Origin of the sequence: Streptomyces sp. NPDC057877 (assembly GCF_042796855.1) — a bacterium.
In the GTDB taxonomy this organism is placed as follows: Bacteria; Actinomycetota; Actinomycetes; order Streptomycetales; family Streptomycetaceae; genus Streptomyces.
The window spans coordinates 174,805-190,367 of record NZ_JBHVMS010000007.1 but is presented as its reverse complement, the minus strand read 5'-3'; the positions used below and the strand labels follow the sequence as shown (position 1 = coordinate 190,367).

Annotated in this window: 15 protein-coding genes; 1 reads left to right on the top strand and 14 read right to left on the bottom strand. The window is 72.0% G+C overall.

All coding sequences use genetic code 11. The annotated features are described in order from the left end of the window. Nucleotides 1-96: 96 nt before the first annotated feature. Nucleotides 97-876, bottom strand: coding sequence for an SDR family NAD(P)-dependent oxidoreductase (locus tag ACFVQG_RS22385; RefSeq protein WP_383386099.1), 780 nt, complete (start codon nucleotides 874-876; stop codon nucleotides 97-99). A 354-nt stretch (nucleotides 877-1,230) separates the two neighbouring features. Between ACFVQG_RS22385 and ACFVQG_RS22380 the strand changes: the two genes are divergently transcribed. Next, entirely contained in the window at nucleotides 1,231-2,124 is an 894-nt protein-coding gene (locus ACFVQG_RS22380; protein ID WP_383386096.1) for an LLM class F420-dependent oxidoreductase, read from the top strand. A gap of 161 nt (nucleotides 2,125-2,285) precedes the next feature. Here ACFVQG_RS22380 and ACFVQG_RS22375 read toward each other — a convergent pair whose 3' ends face one another. From ACFVQG_RS22375 to ACFVQG_RS22315, 13 genes are all read right to left on the bottom strand, one after another. After that, a complete protein-coding gene (locus ACFVQG_RS22375; protein ID WP_383386093.1) occupies nucleotides 2,286-3,182 on the bottom strand; it encodes a LysR family transcriptional regulator in 897 nt (298 codons plus the stop codon). A 131-nt stretch (nucleotides 3,183-3,313) separates the two neighbouring features. Beyond that, nucleotides 3,314-4,351 carry a LuxR C-terminal-related transcriptional regulator gene (locus ACFVQG_RS22370; RefSeq protein ID WP_383386090.1) on the bottom strand — a complete coding sequence of 346 codons (1,038 nt, stop codon included), beginning with the start codon at nucleotides 4,349-4,351 and terminating at the stop codon, nucleotides 3,314-3,316. A gap of 123 nt (nucleotides 4,352-4,474) precedes the next feature. Continuing rightward, nucleotides 4,475-5,458: a TauD/TfdA family dioxygenase gene (locus ACFVQG_RS22365; protein ID WP_383386087.1), complete on the bottom strand. Its 984-nt coding sequence runs from the start codon at nucleotides 5,456-5,458 to the stop codon at nucleotides 4,475-4,477. Nucleotides 5,459-5,460: 2 nt separating this feature from the next. Continuing rightward, nucleotides 5,461-6,603 carry an aspartate kinase gene (locus ACFVQG_RS22360; RefSeq protein WP_383386084.1) on the bottom strand — a complete coding sequence of 381 codons (1,143 nt, stop codon included), beginning with the start codon at nucleotides 6,601-6,603 and terminating at the stop codon, nucleotides 5,461-5,463. After that, the gene (locus ACFVQG_RS22355) at nucleotides 6,600-7,643 is read right to left on the bottom strand and encodes an aspartate-semialdehyde dehydrogenase (RefSeq protein WP_383386081.1); all 1,044 of its coding nucleotides are present in this window, start codon (nucleotides 7,641-7,643) and stop codon (nucleotides 6,600-6,602) included. The genes ACFVQG_RS22360 and ACFVQG_RS22355 overlap by 4 nt, the downstream gene beginning before the upstream one ends. Beyond that, a complete protein-coding gene (locus ACFVQG_RS22350; protein WP_383386078.1) occupies nucleotides 7,640-8,593 on the bottom strand; it encodes a DMT family transporter in 954 nt (317 codons plus the stop codon). The genes ACFVQG_RS22355 and ACFVQG_RS22350 overlap by 4 nt, the downstream gene beginning before the upstream one ends. A gap of 29 nt (nucleotides 8,594-8,622) precedes the next feature. Beyond that, nucleotides 8,623-9,567 carry a transporter substrate-binding domain-containing protein gene (locus ACFVQG_RS22345; protein ID WP_383386076.1) on the bottom strand — a complete coding sequence of 315 codons (945 nt, stop codon included), beginning with the start codon at nucleotides 9,565-9,567 and terminating at the stop codon, nucleotides 8,623-8,625. Further along, nucleotides 9,564-10,841: a methylaspartate mutase gene (locus ACFVQG_RS22340; RefSeq protein WP_383386069.1), complete on the bottom strand. Its 1,278-nt coding sequence runs from the start codon at nucleotides 10,839-10,841 to the stop codon at nucleotides 9,564-9,566. Before ACFVQG_RS22340 ends, ACFVQG_RS22345 begins: the two co-directional genes overlap by 4 nt. Next, nucleotides 10,841-11,338 carry a cobalamin B12-binding domain-containing protein gene (locus ACFVQG_RS22335; RefSeq protein ID WP_383386062.1) on the bottom strand — a complete coding sequence of 166 codons (498 nt, stop codon included), beginning with the start codon at nucleotides 11,336-11,338 and terminating at the stop codon, nucleotides 10,841-10,843. The genes ACFVQG_RS22340 and ACFVQG_RS22335 overlap by 1 nt, the downstream gene beginning before the upstream one ends. A 136-nt stretch (nucleotides 11,339-11,474) precedes the next feature. Beyond that, on the bottom strand, nucleotides 11,475-12,830 hold the full coding sequence (gene accC, locus ACFVQG_RS22330; protein WP_383386059.1) for an acetyl-CoA carboxylase biotin carboxylase subunit: 1,356 nt from the start codon (nucleotides 12,828-12,830) through the stop codon (nucleotides 11,475-11,477). A gap of 10 nt (nucleotides 12,831-12,840) precedes the next feature. After that, complete coding sequence (locus ACFVQG_RS22325; RefSeq protein ID WP_383386056.1) at nucleotides 12,841-13,323, bottom strand: acetyl-CoA carboxylase biotin carboxyl carrier protein; 483 nt, start codon at nucleotides 13,321-13,323, stop codon at nucleotides 12,841-12,843. Next, nucleotides 13,313-15,025, bottom strand: coding sequence for an acetyl-CoA carboxylase carboxyltransferase subunit alpha (locus ACFVQG_RS22320; RefSeq protein WP_383386053.1), 1,713 nt, complete (start codon nucleotides 15,023-15,025; stop codon nucleotides 13,313-13,315). The genes ACFVQG_RS22325 and ACFVQG_RS22320 overlap by 11 nt, the downstream gene beginning before the upstream one ends. Next, a complete protein-coding gene (locus tag ACFVQG_RS22315; protein ID WP_383386050.1) occupies nucleotides 15,022-15,504 on the bottom strand; it encodes a DUF4188 domain-containing protein in 483 nt (160 codons plus the stop codon). Before ACFVQG_RS22315 ends, ACFVQG_RS22320 begins: the two co-directional genes overlap by 4 nt. Nucleotides 15,505-15,563: the final 59 nt, after the last annotated feature.

Here is a 15,563-nt window from a genome sequence, read left to right as displayed (position 1 = left end):
ACGCACCTCAGCGGGGTCCCCGGCACCGCGGGGCGCCCTCCCCCAACTGTGCGAGGTCGGCCCGGGTACTACGTCAGTTCAGGGGCCCCGGGAGGCTCAGCACGTCTTCAGGAACCCGCCGTCGACGACGTACTCGGCGCCGTTGGCGTTGGGTGCCTTGCGGGCGACGAGGAACGCGACGAGCGCGGCGAGTTCCTGGGCGGTGGTGTTCTGTCCGGTCGAGCTGCCGAGCATCTGCGGCACCTGTCCGAGGACGGCGTCCTTGTCGAGTCCGGACTGTGCGGCGAGGGTGTCGGCGATGCCGCCGGGGCCGGTCCAGGCGTCGGTCATCACCGGTCCGGCGGCGACCGTGTTGACGCGGACGCCCTGCGGGCCGAACTCCTCCGCGAGCGCCTTGCCGAGGTTGCGCAGGGCGGCCTTGGCCGCCGAGTAGTCGACGACCACGGAGGTGGGGGCGTGGGCGTTGGTGGAGCCCAGGTTCACGATGGAGCCCTGCCGCTCGATGATGCTGGGCAGCGCGGCCCGGGTGGTGCGGACCGTGGTGAGGAGGTTCATGTTCAGCGACTCCAGCCAGCCCTTGTCGTCGACGGACAGGAAGCCGCCGGGACGGGTGTACGGGAAGCCGAGGTTGTTGACCAGGATGTCGATGCCGCCCAGTTCGGCCAGCGCGTAGTCGACCAGTTCGGCCGGGCCGGTCTCGGTGGCGAGGTCCACGGAGAGCGTGTACGCCGTGGTCGTCCGCAGTTCGTCGCTGATGGTGCGGGCGCCGCCGACGACCTGTGCGCCCTCGTCGACGAGGGTCCTGGCGATCTCCAGGCCTATGCCCCGGCTGGCGCCGGTGATCAGCGCGGTCTTGCCCGCGAGGTCCAGTTTCATGAGGTGCTCCCCTCTCGTGCGCGCCCAAGGCGCGATTCCGGGGGACCGTAACGACCGGGGGCGGGGTCGCCGCGCGGTCGTGAGGTCACGGCCCGTACTGCGTCACCTGCCGCCACGGGCCTGTGCATGACCGATCACTTGACGCAGTGTCATCCACCCTCTGACGGAGTGCCGGGGCGGTCCGTGGGTCCCGGCTGGGGCGGCGCGACTGGTGGGAAAGGTGGGATCCACTTCTGCGAGCGACCCACAAGGAGGTAGCCATGGTGAGTGTCACCGGCGGTTTCGGCGGCCCGACGACATCCGATGAGGACGACGACGGCTGGGGTCTGGTCGGCGACGAGTAGCGGCCGAGCGATGGATCAGCGCAGCAGTCTGAAGGTCGGTGCGGTCTTCCCGCACCTGGAGATCGGCGCGGACCCCGGCGCCGTGCGGGCCTGGGCGCAGGCCGTGGAGGAGGCGGGCTTCGACCATGTGGTCGCCTTCGACCATGTCCTGGGCGCCGGTACGGCCTCACGCCCCGGCTGGTACGGCTACACGAGCGAGCACCTCTTCCACGAGGTGTTCGTGCTGTTCGGGTACCTGGCCGGGATCACCCGCACGCTGGAGCTGGCGACCGGGGTGCTGGTGCTGCCGCAGCGGCAGACCGCCCTGGTCGCCAAGCAGGCGGCCGAGGTGGACGTGCTCAGCGGGGGGCGGTTGCGGCTGGGGGTGGGCGTCGGCTGGAACAAGGTCGAGTACGACGCCCTGGGCACCGACTTCCATGACCGGGGCGCCCGCAGCGCCGAACAGGTGCGACTGCTCCGGGAGTTGTGGGCCAAGCCCACGGTGACCTTCGACGGACGCTGGCACCGGGTGGACGACGCGGGCATCCTGCCCCGGCCGGTCCGCGGCCGTATCCCGGTCTGGTTCGGCGGCAACGCCGAGCCGGTGCTGCGCCGGGCCGGTGAACTCGGCGACGGCTGGCTCCCGCAGCGGGCGCCCGACGAGACGGCCCGCGCGATGGTCGCCCGGGTGCGCTCCTACGCCCTGCAGTCCGGCCGCGACCCCGCCGACCTGGGCTTCGAGGCCCGTCTCGTCCTCGCCCACGTCCCCGAGTCCAAGTGGCCGGACTTCGTCGCCGGTTGGCGCGACCTGGGCGCCACCCACCTGTGCCTGAGCACCATGGGCATGGGCCTCGCCACGGCCGACGAACACGCCCGCATGCTCCGCAGCACGCTGCGCGAACTGAGGTCCGTGGCCCGCGAATGACCTCCCGCCCGACCCGCCCCACCCCGGCCCCCCTCGCTTTCGAGGAGGGCCTTCGGCACGCGCCCGCAAGGGGCGCGGGGAACTGCGCGACCGGCCACGACGGCGTCGCGGACGACCGACGGCAGGGCCCGGCACTCTGCGCGGAGCACCTCGCGGAGCGTTCAGCGGCCGTACTCCTCGGCCAGGAACCGCATCGCCTGGTCGGTGAAGACCCGCATCTCGCGGGTGAGGTTCTTGCCGCGGCGCCAGGCGAGCTGGGTGAACACCTCGAAGGGGATCTCCCAGTCGAGCCTGACGAGGATCCCGGCGTCGAGGGTGTCCTGGATGCAGGCCGTCGGCAGCAGCGAGATGCCGAGTCCGGCGGCGACGCCGCGTTTGATGGACTCGATGGTGCCGAACTCCAGGAACGGCAGCGCCTCGCCGGTGCCGTCGTTCAGTTCGGCCTCGAAGAGTTCGCGGTAGGCGCAGCCCGCCTCGGCCGAGATGACCTGGGTGCGGCGCAGTTCCTCGGTGGTCACCTTCGGCAGCCGGGTGAGGGGGTGGTCGGGGGCGGCGACGACGGTCAGCGGCTCGGAGCCGAGGACTTCCGTCTGCACGCCGGGGTGCTGGGTCTCCGCCTCCATCAGGAACCCCATGTCGAACATGCCCTGGCGCAGCGCGTGGCAGGTCTCGGCGCACAGGCTGGGCCGCAGCACGATGTGCAGGGCGGGGTAGCGGTGGTGGAAGAACTCCAGCAGCGGCGGCATGCGGTAGGACGTGATCGACTCCATCGAGCCGATGGTGAGGACGCCGGAGGGCTCCGCGGAGCCGACGGTGGCGCCGCGGGCCTCCCCCGCGAGGGTCAGCATCTGCTCGGCGTAGGGCAGCAGCCGCTGGCCCGCCTCGGTGAGCTGGATACGGCCGCCGAGGCGGTCGAACAGGTCCACGCCGAGCGACATCTCCAGGCCCTTGATCTGGCTGGTGACGCTGGACTGCGCGTACTTCAGCTCCGTGGCCGCCTTCGAGAAGCTGAGCAGCGTGGCCACCTTGTGGAACGCCGCCAGCTGCCTGATGTCCATGGACTTCTCCCTGTATCGGCGAGCACTGGATTTGCCTTCTCGTTCGTTCAGGCTTGTTCGTTCAGGGAAGCACCGGGGCCCGTGTGTCCGCCATGTTCTCGCGATGTCCCCTTACGGACAGGAGGCGTCAGTTAGCGGCCAGTCGTCTCTGAATCCGGGTGAATATCGGCGTCGGAAAGCAGCCCTTGACGGCCGATTATCAGGCCTGCCTGGAAACGGCTGACGGCGCCCATTTCCTCCATGATCGCGGAAATGTGGCGGCGGCAGGTGCGGGTCGCCATGCCGAGGCGGCGGGCGATGACCTCGTCCTTGAGGCCGAGCGCCATCAGCCGGATGACGGACAGCCGGGTCTCCTCCGCGAGGTGCTGGTACTCGGCGGGCTGGTGGTCCGTCTCGAAGGGGCGGCCGATCTGCCAGACCGACTCGAAGGTGCGGCACAGGTACCCCACCACCGTGGGCTCGGTGACGACCGCCGCGCCGGGCGGGCCGCTGTCGGGGCGCTCCTTGGGGATGAAGGCCACCGTGCGGTCGTAGATGATCAGGCGTTCGGAGAGTTCGTCGACCGTGCGGACCTCGGCGCCGCGGCGGGTGATCTCCTGGACGTAGGTGCGGGTGGCGAGGCTGGTGCGGGCGGTGTGCTGGTAGAGGGTGCGCACCCGGACGCCGCGGCGCAGCAGTTCCAGGGTGTGCTCCCGGTCGGCCTCCAGCAGTTCGGGCGGTCGGCCGCCGCCGGACTGGAGGCTGAGGCGTTCCTCGGTGCAGTCGTAGCGGGCGCGATCTATCTGGCGGCGCACCTCGTCGACGTCGTCGAGGACGGTGATGGGCGCGTCGAGGGCGGGGCCGCGGTGCCGGGCCCGGTAGTCGGCGGCGAGGGAGCGCAGTTCCTGGTGGATGCGGGCGATCTCCCGGCGGCGCTGGGCGATCGCCACTTCCAGCGGGCTGACCAGCTCCGCCTCCGCCACCTCCGGGTCGAGGGGGACCACGGGCCGTCCGGCCGTGCCGGGGCTGAGCAGCCGTAGTTCCTGGAGGGCCTTGCGGGCCTCCTCGACACGGGCGAGGTCGGCGCCGAGGGCGGCGGCGATGTCGGCGTCGGTGAAATGTCCGTCGCGCAGGGCTATTTCATACGCGGACACCGCGATCTCGTCCAGCAGAGGAATCTCGTGTGTCAATTCCTCACCCCAACCCCGTCAATTCACTTCGCTGCGAACTGTTCCGTCCTTTTGCGGCCGCTCCAGTTTAGGCCATCGGTGCCGGAACCAACTCGTCGTGCGCTTACGTGCTCTTGAATTCGTTCAGTAGAGGACCCGGCGGTCCCCCGGAGTGGCCCGGTAGCGCACCGGCCACAGGGTGCGGCGGATGTAGGTGCGCTGGAGCCAGCGGTCGGTGCCGTCGTAGCGGGCCCGGAAGGTGGACCGGGCGTGCACGCCCTTGCGGTTGTTGATCAGCAGGGCCTCGCCGGGTCGCAGCCGTACCGCGTCGGCGGTGTCCCGGCAGGCGTCCTGGAGCGCGGTGAGGGCGGCTTCGGCGCCGCGGGTCAGGGGGCGGGTCCCGTTGGCGGAGACGGCGATCTCCGGGAAGCGGGCCGCGCCGCTGACGACCGGAACCGGTTCGCTGAGCACCTCGGTGCCGTGCGCCTGGGTGTAGCTGCCGGGCGCGTTGAGCCGGAACAGCGGGCTGCGCAGGGTGTCGACGACCGGCTCGGGCAGGTGGCGGCAGATGTCGCGGGCGTCGGCGTAGTAGGTGACGGCGTCGTCGTCGGGGGCGCCGCGCAGACAGTTGAGGACCAGGAAGTCGGGGTTGGCGAGGTCGTAGCGGCCGATGGTGTCGTAGGTGATGTCGCTGTGGAAGTTGAGGAAGACGGCCGAGCCCTGGTTGGTCTGGGCGCGGGCGCCCCGTTGGACCGGGACGACGTCGTGGACGAGGCGGCCGTCCTTCTCGGTGAGCACCCCGATGGGTTCGCCGAGCAGTCCGGTGAGCCCGAGCAGTACGCCTTCGGCGACGAAGCCGGGTTTGGCGGTGGCCGGGCCGCCGTCGGCGGGGGTCGGCGGCAGGTCGTCGTCGAGGGGCAGGTTGCGCACCCGCATCAGGCCGGGGGCGTCGTTGTGCCGTCCGAAGTCCAGGACGTCCTGGAGGAGTTCGGTGGGCAGCGCGGCGAAGACCTGGTGGTAGCGGGCCAGCGCCCGGTCGATGTCGTCGCTCGGGTCGGGCAGCCCGCGCAGTGCGGCGCCGATGGTGTCGCGGACGGCGTCGGGCAGGGTGAGGTCGGCGAACGTCACGGTCACGCTCCGGCGTAGGCGGGCTGGCGGCGGGCGCGGTCCGCGTCCCGCTGATCGAGCTTGTCGTGCAGGTTCTGGGCCAGGTGCAGGGCGTCTTCGCCGCTCTCGGCGATATGGGTGGTGACCTTGGAGCCGCGGATCTCGGCCACGGGCACGCCGACGTAGGAGCCGGGCTTGAGGTTCTGGCGGCGCTGGACGGCCTCCAGGTCGACGAAGCCGCCCACGACGGCCACCCACGGCTTCTCGGTGAGCCGCACGGTGTCGATGCCCGCCGCGTGGAAGACGCCGTGCGCGCAGTCGGCGCTGTCGTCGGAGTCGTAGGCGAGGACCACCGAGCGCTGGTTAAAAACGACCGCGGCCACCTGGGCGCCCTCGCGGCTGATGGTCGTACCCCGGGAGAACGGGGCCCGGTTGTAGCGGCAGACGATCTCGATGCCGTGCCGCAGGGCGAGCTGGACGGCCCTGCGGTGCAGCACCTTGGCGCCGTACAGGGACATCAGGGCGGCCATGTTGAAGGAGACGTCCGGCAGCAGCCGGGCGCCGCGCACCAGGTGCGGGTCGGAGGTGTAGATGCCGTCGACGTCGGAGTGGATCTCGCAGGCGCCCGCGCCGACCGCGCGGGCGACGGCGATCGCGGACAGGTCGGAGCTGTTCTTGCCGAGCCAGGTCGGCCGTCCCTGGGCGTCCACGGCCTGTCCGCCGGGGACGACCACGACCTCGTACTCGCCGAGGGTCTTGCTGAGCGGTCCCGGGTCGGTCTCGATGACCCGCGCCCACAGGAAGGACGAGTTGGTGATCAGGCCGATCTGGTGTCCGGCCAGCACGGTCGCGGTGCGGCCCCTGCGGTGCAGGGCGGTGGCCAGCAGATGGGCGCTGATCAGGTCGGCGGTGGCGAGCATGCCCGCGGAGGTGGCGTCCTCGGGGTGCGCGTTGACCTCGTGCAGGCGTCCGCGCATCGTCTCGGTCTCGCCCTGCATGGCGCTGACCACCACGGTGAGGCGCCGCCCCTCCTTCTCCAGCCGTTCCTCCAGTCCGGCCGCGAGCTGCTCGTAGGCGGCGTGCGAGCGGAAGGTGGAGCCGCCGAACTTCAGGACGGCGGCGGTGTCGGTCGCGCCCTGGCGGGCGGTGAGGGCCGCGTCGGTCACAGCAACTCCCGTTCGAGGATGTTCTCGGCGATCTGGACGGCGTTCAGGGCGGCCCCGATGCGCAGGTTGTCGGCGACCAGCCAGAGCCAGAACCCGCGCGGGTTGTGCGGGGCGACGCGGATCCGGCCGACGTGGACGTGGTCGGGGTCGCCCGCGGTCAGCGGGGTGGGGAAGGCGCCCGGGGTGTGCCGGTCGTGCACCGTGACCTCGGGCAGGGCGGCGAGCCGCTCGACGAGTTCGGCGCGGTCGACGGGGGCGGCGGCCTCCACCCACACCGCCTCGGAGTGGCAGTTGACGACCGGCACCCGCACACAGGTGGTGGTGACGTCCAGGTGCGGCAGGCCGAGGATCTTGCGGGACTCCTGGAGCATCTTCTGCTCCTCCAGGGTGAACCCGGACTCCAGCAGCCGGTCGATGAACGGTACGACGTTGAAGGCGAGCGCGGGCCGGAAGCGCTCGGAGGGCAGTTCGGCGTCGGGGTCGTGCAGCGCGACCTCGCTGCCCTCCTGGAGTTCCTCGATGCCGTGCTGGCCCTGTCCGGAGGCGGCCTGGTAGGTGCTGACGACGACCTGGCGGATGCCCCAGCGTTCCTCGACGGTGCCGAGGAGGCGCACCAGCGGGATGGTGGAGCAGTTGGGGTTGGCGATGATGCCGCTGACCGGCCGTCCGGTCACCGTGTGCGCGTTGACCTGCGGCACGATCAGCGGGGTGTCGGGGTCCATCCGGAAGGCGTTGGTGTTGTCGATGACCAGCGCGCCCTGCGCGGCGGCCTTCGGCGCCCACTCCTGGCTGACGGAGGTCCCGGCGGAGAAGAACGCGAGGTCGACGTCCGTGAAGTCGAACCCGGTGAGGTCCTCCACGGTGCGGGTGAGGCCGTCGACCTTCAGGGTGCGGCCCGCCGAGCGCGCGGATGCGGCCAGCCGGATGTCCCGGTGGCGCAGTCCGCGGGTCTCGATCAGCTCGATCAGGGTGTGGCCGACCGCCCCGGTCGCGCCGACGAGGGCGACGCGTGGGGCCTTGGGGTCGCTGACGTGGGTCATCGGTTCTCTCCGATCCGGGTGAGCGTGGGCGGCACGTCGTCCCGGGAGGCGCGGCGCCGGGCGCCGGGCAGCAGCCGCCAGCCGAGGTTCACGCCGAGCCCGGCCACCACGATCAGCGGGATGCCGAGGGCCTGGAGCGGCGTGATGCGGTGTCCGTAGACGAGCAGGTCGACGAGGAGGGCGACGGCCGGGTAGACGAAGGACAGCACCGCGATCCTCGCGGTGGGCAGTTTCTGGTACGAGGCGTACAGCAGGATGTAGAGCAGACAGGTGTGGATCACGCCGAGGCCGACCAGCCAGCCCCAGTCGGCGCCGAGTGAGGCGGTGGCGCCGAGCGCGGTGAACGGCAGCAGCAGCGGGATGCCGACGCAGACCTGGATGAGGGCGGTCAGTTCGGGCCGGACCGACGTCAGGTGCTTGGCGATGACGGTGGCGAAGGCGTACAGCAGCGCGGCGAGCAGGGCCTGGCCGACGCCGAGCAGATAGGAGCCGCCGCCCGCGCCGTCGGCGGAGGACAGGTCGGCGACCAGCACCACCCCGGCGAAGGCCAGCAGGATCCACCCGGCCTGGTGGCGGGTGAGGCGTTCCTTGAACAGCAGCAGGCCGAGCAGGACGACGTAGAACGGCTGGGTGTGGTAGACGACCGTGGCCACCGAGATCGACGTCTTGGTGTACGAGCTGAACAGCAGCACCCAGTTGAAGACGATGCACACCCCGCCGAGGGCGGCCAGCGCGAAGGTGCGGCGGGTGAAGCGGTGCGGGGTGAAGAAGCCGCGCAGCAGGCAGTACGCGGCGAGCGCGAGGGCGCCGAAGACACAGCGGAAGAAGACCACGTTGAAGCTGGACTGCCCGGACTCGACGACGAAGACGCCCAGGGTGCCCGACAGGACCATGGCGGCGGTGAGTTCGACGGCGCCTCTGGTCTGCCGCCGCGGGGTGGGGGTGGTCAAGGGGGGTACCTCGCCTTCGCGCTCGGGGGTCAGTGCAGGGGCACGGCGTAGTGCAGTCCGCCTCTGGTCCACAGCTCGTTGGGGCCGCGGGGCACCCCGAGGCCGGAGGCGCGGCCGAGGTTGCGCTCGTACAGCTCCGCGTAGGTGCCGACGGCGTCCAGGACGCGGGCGGCCCAGTGCGGGTCGAGTCCGGCGGCGGGGCCGTGCGCTCCGGCCTGCCGGGCGACGGCGGCGCGGCCCCAGACGCCGAGCCGGTGGCTCTCGTACTCGGCGGCGAACAGCAGTTGGAGCACCCAGCGGCAGATGCGGAACCAGCGCGGGTCGTCGTCGCGGACCACGGCGGCCATCGGCTCGCGGGAGATCTCGGTGGGCAGGATGCGGTGCGCGGCCGGGTCGGGCAGGCTGCGCCGGGCGCCCGCGAGGGCGACCTTGTCGAGGACGTAGGCGGCGCACTCCCCCGAGGTGTACGCGGCCAGCGCCTCGCGCGGGTCGTCGAAGGCGACCGGCTGGACGGCCAGTCCCCGGGGCCGGTACCAGGCGGCCAGGTTGTTCGGGCTGGTGGAGCCCGCGTGGACGGCGACCCGCTGCCCGGCGAGCTGGGCGGGGTCGTCGATCCCGGCCGCCTGGGGGACGAGGAAGCCCTCGCCGTCGTAGCAGGTGACCCCGGCGAACAGCAGGCCGTGCGCGGCCTCCCGGCCCATGGTCCAGCTGACGTTGCACACCGTCAGGTCGGCCTCGCGGGCGGCGAGTTGGGTGAGCCGGGCGGTGGGTCCGGTGGGCCGCCAGTCGACGGCCTCCGGGTCGGCGAGCACGGCGGCGGCGACGGCCCGTGCGACATCGGCGTCCAGGCCGGTCCACCGGCCGTCCTCGGTGCGCACGGAGAGACCGGGCTGCCCCTGCGAGACCAGGGCGCGTACGGCGCCGCGCTCCCGCACCCCGGTGAGCGTGTCGGCGAGGAGCAGCCGGGCGTTCACGCCGGGCTCCGCAGCAGGGCGCCGACGGTGTGCTCACGGTCGTAGCGGCGTTCGTTGAAGGCCAGCATGCCGGTGAGCCGGGCGGCGGTGACGGGGGCCGTGCACAGCAGGTCGGAGTGGCGGACGGTGACGGGCATGGCGCCCGCGGCGGACCAGGCGAGCATGCCGCGTTCGTCGATGACGGCGCGGGCGGCGCCCGCGTTGTCGCGGTGCAGGCAGTACGGCACGTCGAGGACGCCCCGGGCGAAGGCGGCGACCAGGGCGGCGCCCGTGGAGCGCCCGAGTGCGAGGGTGGCGCCCAGCAGGGTCCGCGCCTCGGCGAGCAGGCCGGTGTCGGCGGTGGGCGGGCAGTGCGCGGTGGCGCAGTCGGCGGCGGCCTGCCCGGCGATGGAGTCGGCGAACTCCAGCGCCTCGACGTTCTCCTCGATGGCGGGGATGCGGCGGGCCTCGGCGGGGGTCTTGACGATCAGGCGTTCGGTGCCGCTGTGCACGGCGAGCCGCGCGCTGTCCTCCAGCAGCCGGAACGAGCCGATGGGGGTGCGCGGGAAGACGCCCATGTAGGTGTAGAGGGTGATGTGCCAGTCGACGCCGGTGAGGTGTTCGGCGGCGAGCGTGCGCAGCGCGGCCAGGGCTTCGAGGTCCTGGCCGAGGTGGATCTGCTGGGCGTAGCTGAGGGAGAGCGAGCGCAGTCCGTGCTCGCGGAAGAACATGCCTTCCAGCACGCTCAGCGCGACCAGCAGCGAGGGCGGGCAGAGCTGGCCGAGCATGCAGCCGCCGAAGGTCTCCAGGTGCATGGGCCGTTCGGCGCCCGCGGCGAGTTCGCAGCAGCGCGCCCAGTTGTCGGCGGCCTCCGCCAGCGGGACCCGCCCGTACGGCAGGCAGTACGACACCGGGCCGCCCTCGGTGGCGTCCACCCCGGCGTCGACCATGATCCGGAACAGCTCCAGCGGGAGCGGCGAGCCGTGCCGCACCTGGACGGGGAAGTCGTCGCAGGCCACCTCGGCGAGGAGCGCGCGGACGGCCCGGGTGCCGTGCGCCTCCAGCGGGAAGCCGTTGAGTTCGGCGCCGTCGGCGAGGGCGCGCCGGGCGGAGGGGTAGTCGCCCACGCGGGTGTAGCTGTCGAGGGTGACGGTGCCGACGGTGGTGGCCCCGCAGTCGCGTACGGCGGTCAGACCGGCCCGCATCCGGTCCAGCTCGCCGAAGCCCATCCGCGGCTGGACGACGAGCCGTCCGGCCGTGGCGGCACCGCGGACGAACTCCGCGAACCGGGTCATCAGCTCGCTCCGGCCGGTATGCGCTCCGGGTCCGCGCGGCGCGGTCGGGCGGCCAGCGTGTCCAGGAACGCCCGGAAGTCGGCGACCATCCGCTCGGGCGTGGTGCGCGGTGACTCGTCGAAGACCGCGTCGAAACCGGCGTCCAGCAACTGCCGCAGGGACGCCGCGTCGCCGGTGCCGCGCACGCCGAGCTTGCCGCCGATGACGACGGGCAGGGCGGCGAGTTCGGGGTCGGCGCGCAGGGCGCGGATCAGCCGCAGCCCGTCCAGGCGGCCGTGGCCGTTGACGGTGCTGAGCACCAGCAGGTCGGGGCGGTCGGCGCCGCGGCAGGCGGCCATGACGGTGGCGTCCGGCGGGCAGACGCCGACATTGGTGACCTCGTGCCCGGCCTCCTCCAGCAGCAGCTGCACGTACACGAGATTCCACATGTGCGCATCGGAGGAGACGCTGGAAACCACGATGCGCAGCTTCCTGGTGCGGGTCGGGTAAGCAGACATACCCTCACTCTTCGAATTGCCGGAGGGAATGTACAGCGCCCACCGAACGGAATTCCGAAAGCCGCGATCAAGTTTTTCTATAGGGTTCTCTAGGGACGGGGAGGGGCATATGCCCAGGTGGGGCTGGGTGAGGGCATCAGAGGGAGAAGTGCCGGGTGAGGAAATCCGTGGTGACACCGCCCCGACGGAATTCGGGATGGCCGATAATTTCCTGGTGCAGCCCGATGGTGGTGTGCACACCGGGTCCTGACACCTCGAATTCGGCGAGGGCGCGCCGGGTGCGGTCCAGGGCGGTGGCGCGGTCCGGGCCCCAGACGATCAGTTTGCCGATCATCGAGTCGTAGTAGGGGCTCACCCGGGAGCCGGGGACGTAGTCGGTGTCGACGCGGACCCAGGGGCCGCCCGGGGTGCGGTAGTTCTCCAGCAGTCCGGGGGTGGGGGCGAAGCCGCGCTCGGGGTCCTCGGCGTTGATCCGGCACTCGATGGCGTGCCCGCGCACCTCGATGTCGTCCTGCTTGACGGTGAGCGGCATCCCGGCGGCGACCCGCAGTTGCTCGGCGACCAGGTCGACGCCGGTGACGAGTTCGGTGACGGGGTGCTCGACCTGGATGCGGGCGTTCATCTCCATGAACCAGAAAGCCTCTTCATCACCCGCTTCCAGGAGGAACTCGACCGTCCCGGCGCTTCGGTAGCCGACCGCGCGGGCCCCGGCGACGGCCGCCGCGCCGAGCCGCTCGCGCAGGGCGGGGCTGAGGTCCGGGCCGGGTGACTCCTCCACGAGCTTCTGGTGGCGGCGCTGCACGGAGCAGTCGCGTTCGCCGAGGTGGACGGCGCCGTCGAAGTCGTCGCAGAGCACCTGGATCTCGATGTGCCGGGTGCGCGGGAGGTAGCGCTCCAGGTAGACCGCGCTGTTCTTGAACACGGCCTGGGCACCGGCCCGGGTGGTGGCGTAGGCGTCCCGGAGGTCCTCCGGACGCTCGACGACGGTGATGCCCCGTCCGCCGCCGCCCGCCGCGGCCTTGATGATGACCGGGTAGCCGATCTCGCGGGCGATCTCCTCCGCGGACTCCACCGAGTCGACGGGTTCGGTGGTGCCGGGCAGCAGCGGCAGCCCGGCGGCGGTCATCAGCCTGCGCGCCACCGCCTTGTCGCCGACGTTCTCCATCACCTCCGGCGGCGGGCCGATGAAGGTGATGCCGTCGTCGGCGCAGATCTCGGCGAAGTAGGGGTCCTCGGAGAGGAAGCCGTAGCCGGGGTGGACGGCCTCGGCGCCGGTCTTGACGGCGGCGCCGATGATGTTGGGGATGTTGAGGTAGCTGCGGGTGGGCGCGCCCGGCCCGATGTGCACGGCCTCGTCGGCGGCGCGCACGAAGCGGGCGTCGGCGTCCGGCGTGGAGTACACGGCGACGGTACGGATGCCGAGGTCGCGGCAGGTGCGGATGATGCGCAGCGCGATCTCGCCGCGGTTGGCGATGAGCACCTTGTCGAACATGGCACCCGCCTCAACCGGCCGGGACGAGGTCGATGAGGGGCTGCGCGTACTCGACCACCTCGCCGTCGCTCACATGGATGGCCTGGACGGTGCCCCTGACCTCGGCGGTGATGGAGTTGAGCAGCTTCATCGCCTCGATGACGGCCAGTTGCTGCCCGGCCTCCACGGTGTCGCCGACCTTGACGAAGGGCTCGGCGCCCGGGGAGGCGGCCTGGTAGTAGGTGCCGACGAGGGGCGCGGTGACGCGGACGAGGTCGGTGGAGGGCGGGGGGTCGGCGGGCTGCGGGGTGTGCTCAGCGGGCGCGGGGGCGGCGGCCGGGGCGGCCGGGGTCGTCTCCCACTCCACGTCCACGCTGAGGGCGCCCGCCCGCAGGGTGATCCGGCGCAGGGTGCCGGGGAGTTCACGGGCCAGCAGGCGCGTCTGCGTCCGTAGCTCCGCCACCGTCATCGCGGCGGCGCCGGAATCCGTCTGTGTCTCGGTCTCAGTGCTCATCGTGCATCTCCCAGTCCACTACGGGCTGAAGTCGGGGATCCCCGAAGCGGTCGAACCGCCGCCGCCGGGCGGCGACGAGCTGCTCCGCGGACCGTTCGAGCAGCGGGGCCAGGGTCCGCACCAGGGCGCCGCGCACGGTCAGCGCGGTGGTGTGCGGCGCGGTGTGCGCCCCGTCCGGGGGCTCGGGCACGATGCCGTCGACGACACCGAGGCGGAGCAGGTCGGAGGGGGTGAGCCGGAGTGCTTCGGCGGCGCGGTCGGCGTGTTCGGCGGTGCCGAAGAGGATGGTGGAGCAGCCCTCGGGGCTGATGACCGAGTAGTAGGCGTGCTGCAGGATCAGCACCCGGTCGGCGACGCCGAGGGCGAGGGCGCCGCCGCTGCCGCCCTCGCCGGTGACGACGGAGACCACGGGGACGCGCAGCCGGGACAGTTCGAGGATGCAGTCGGCGATGGCGACGCTCTGGCCGCGCTCCTCGGCGCCGATGCCGGGGAACGCGCCCGGGGTGTCGATGAACGCGATCACCGGCAGCCCGAACCGGTCGGCGAACCGCATCAGCCTGAGGGCCTTGCGGTAGCCCTCGGGGCCGGGCATCCCGAAGTTGCTGTGGACGAGCGCGGCGGTGTCGTGGCCCTTCTGGTGGCCGAGCACCAGCACGCTCTGCCCGCCGAGCCGGGCCAGCCCGCCGACCAGCGCCGCGTCGTCGCCGTGGCAGCGGTCGCCGCGCAGTTCCACGAAGTCGTCGAAGACCTGGCCGAGGTAGTCGAGGGTGGTGGGCCGCTCGATCATGCGGGCCAGGGCGACGAGTTCACGGGTGGAGCGGGTGGCGACGATCGGGCGGTCCAGGAGCACGGCCGGGTCGGGCGCGGCGGGCAGTTCGGGCACCGAGGGCCCGAGCAGGGTCAGCAGCCGGGCGAGGTGCTCGCGCTGGTTCTCGCGCGGGACGACGGCGTCGAGCATGCCGTGCTCCAGCAGGAACTCGGCGCTCTGGAAGCCGGGCGGCAGCTCCTGCCGGATGGTGTTGCGGATGACCTGGGGCCCGGCGAAGCCGATGAGGGCGCCCGGCTCGGCGAGGATGACGTCGCCGAGCATCGCGAAGGAGGCGCTGACGCCGCCGAAGGTCGGGTCGGTGTTGAGGTTGATCACCGGTACCCGGGCCTCCCGGAGCCGGGCGATCCACTGCGCGGTCTTGGCCATCTGCATCAGCGACAGCGCCCCCTCCTGCATCCGCGCCCCGCCGGAGGCGGCGACCAGCAGTAGCGGCAGCCGCTCGTCGAGGGCGGTGCGGGCGGCGGCCGTGACCCTCTCGCCGACGACGGTGCCCATGCTGCCGCCCATGAAGGTGAAGTCGAGGACGGCCACGACGACCGGGCGGCCACGGATGGTCATCCGGCCCGTGAGGACGGCGTCCTGGCGTCCGGTGCGCGCCTGGGCGTCCCGCAGCCGCTCCGGGTAGGGCTTGCTGTCGGTGAAGCCGAGCAGGTCGCGGGGCGGGTAGTCGTCGGCGAACGCCTCGAAGCTGCCAGGGTCGGCGAGCTGGGCGACGCGTACGTCCGGCGGGATCCGGAAGTGGAACTGGCACTCCGGGCACACCTTGCGGTTGCGGTCGAGGCGTTTGCCGTAGACGAAGTTGCCGCAGGAGGCGCACCGGCGCCACTGGACGTCGTGCTGTGCGGCCCGTACGGGTCCTGGTGTGGTGGTCATGCCGCTCGCTTCCCGTGTCGCTCGCCCGGCACCGGAGGGGTCTGCCGCTGGGGTGCGGAGTCGGTGGCGGCCGCCATCCCGAAGCGGGGCATGTTGCGGTAGACGGAGTGCATCCGGTCGGGCGAGATGATGTAGGCCTCGTGGAAGATGCCGACGGCGCCGTCGTCGCGCACGGCCCGGTTGAACCACGCCCACATGGTGCGGTGGCGGCCGTCGACGCGGTGCGAGTAGCGCATCAGGTCGTCCATGCTGCGCCAGTACTGGACCATGATCACGGTGCGGTTGAACCAGGCCCGGGAGTACAGGAAGCCGTGGTCCTTGTTCTTCCGCAGCTCGATGAGCATCGGGATCATCGAGCCGATCACCGGCATCCAGCGGTGCACCATCCGGAACTTGTTGATGCGCAGGCCGATCAGCAGCACCACCGTGCCCTCGGGCGGGGCCGCGATCCGCGGCTCGGTGATGACCTTGAGGTCCATGGGGTTCCTCTTTCGGTGTCGGCTGGGCGATCGGGTGGGGGTCGAGCCGTGCCGTCAGG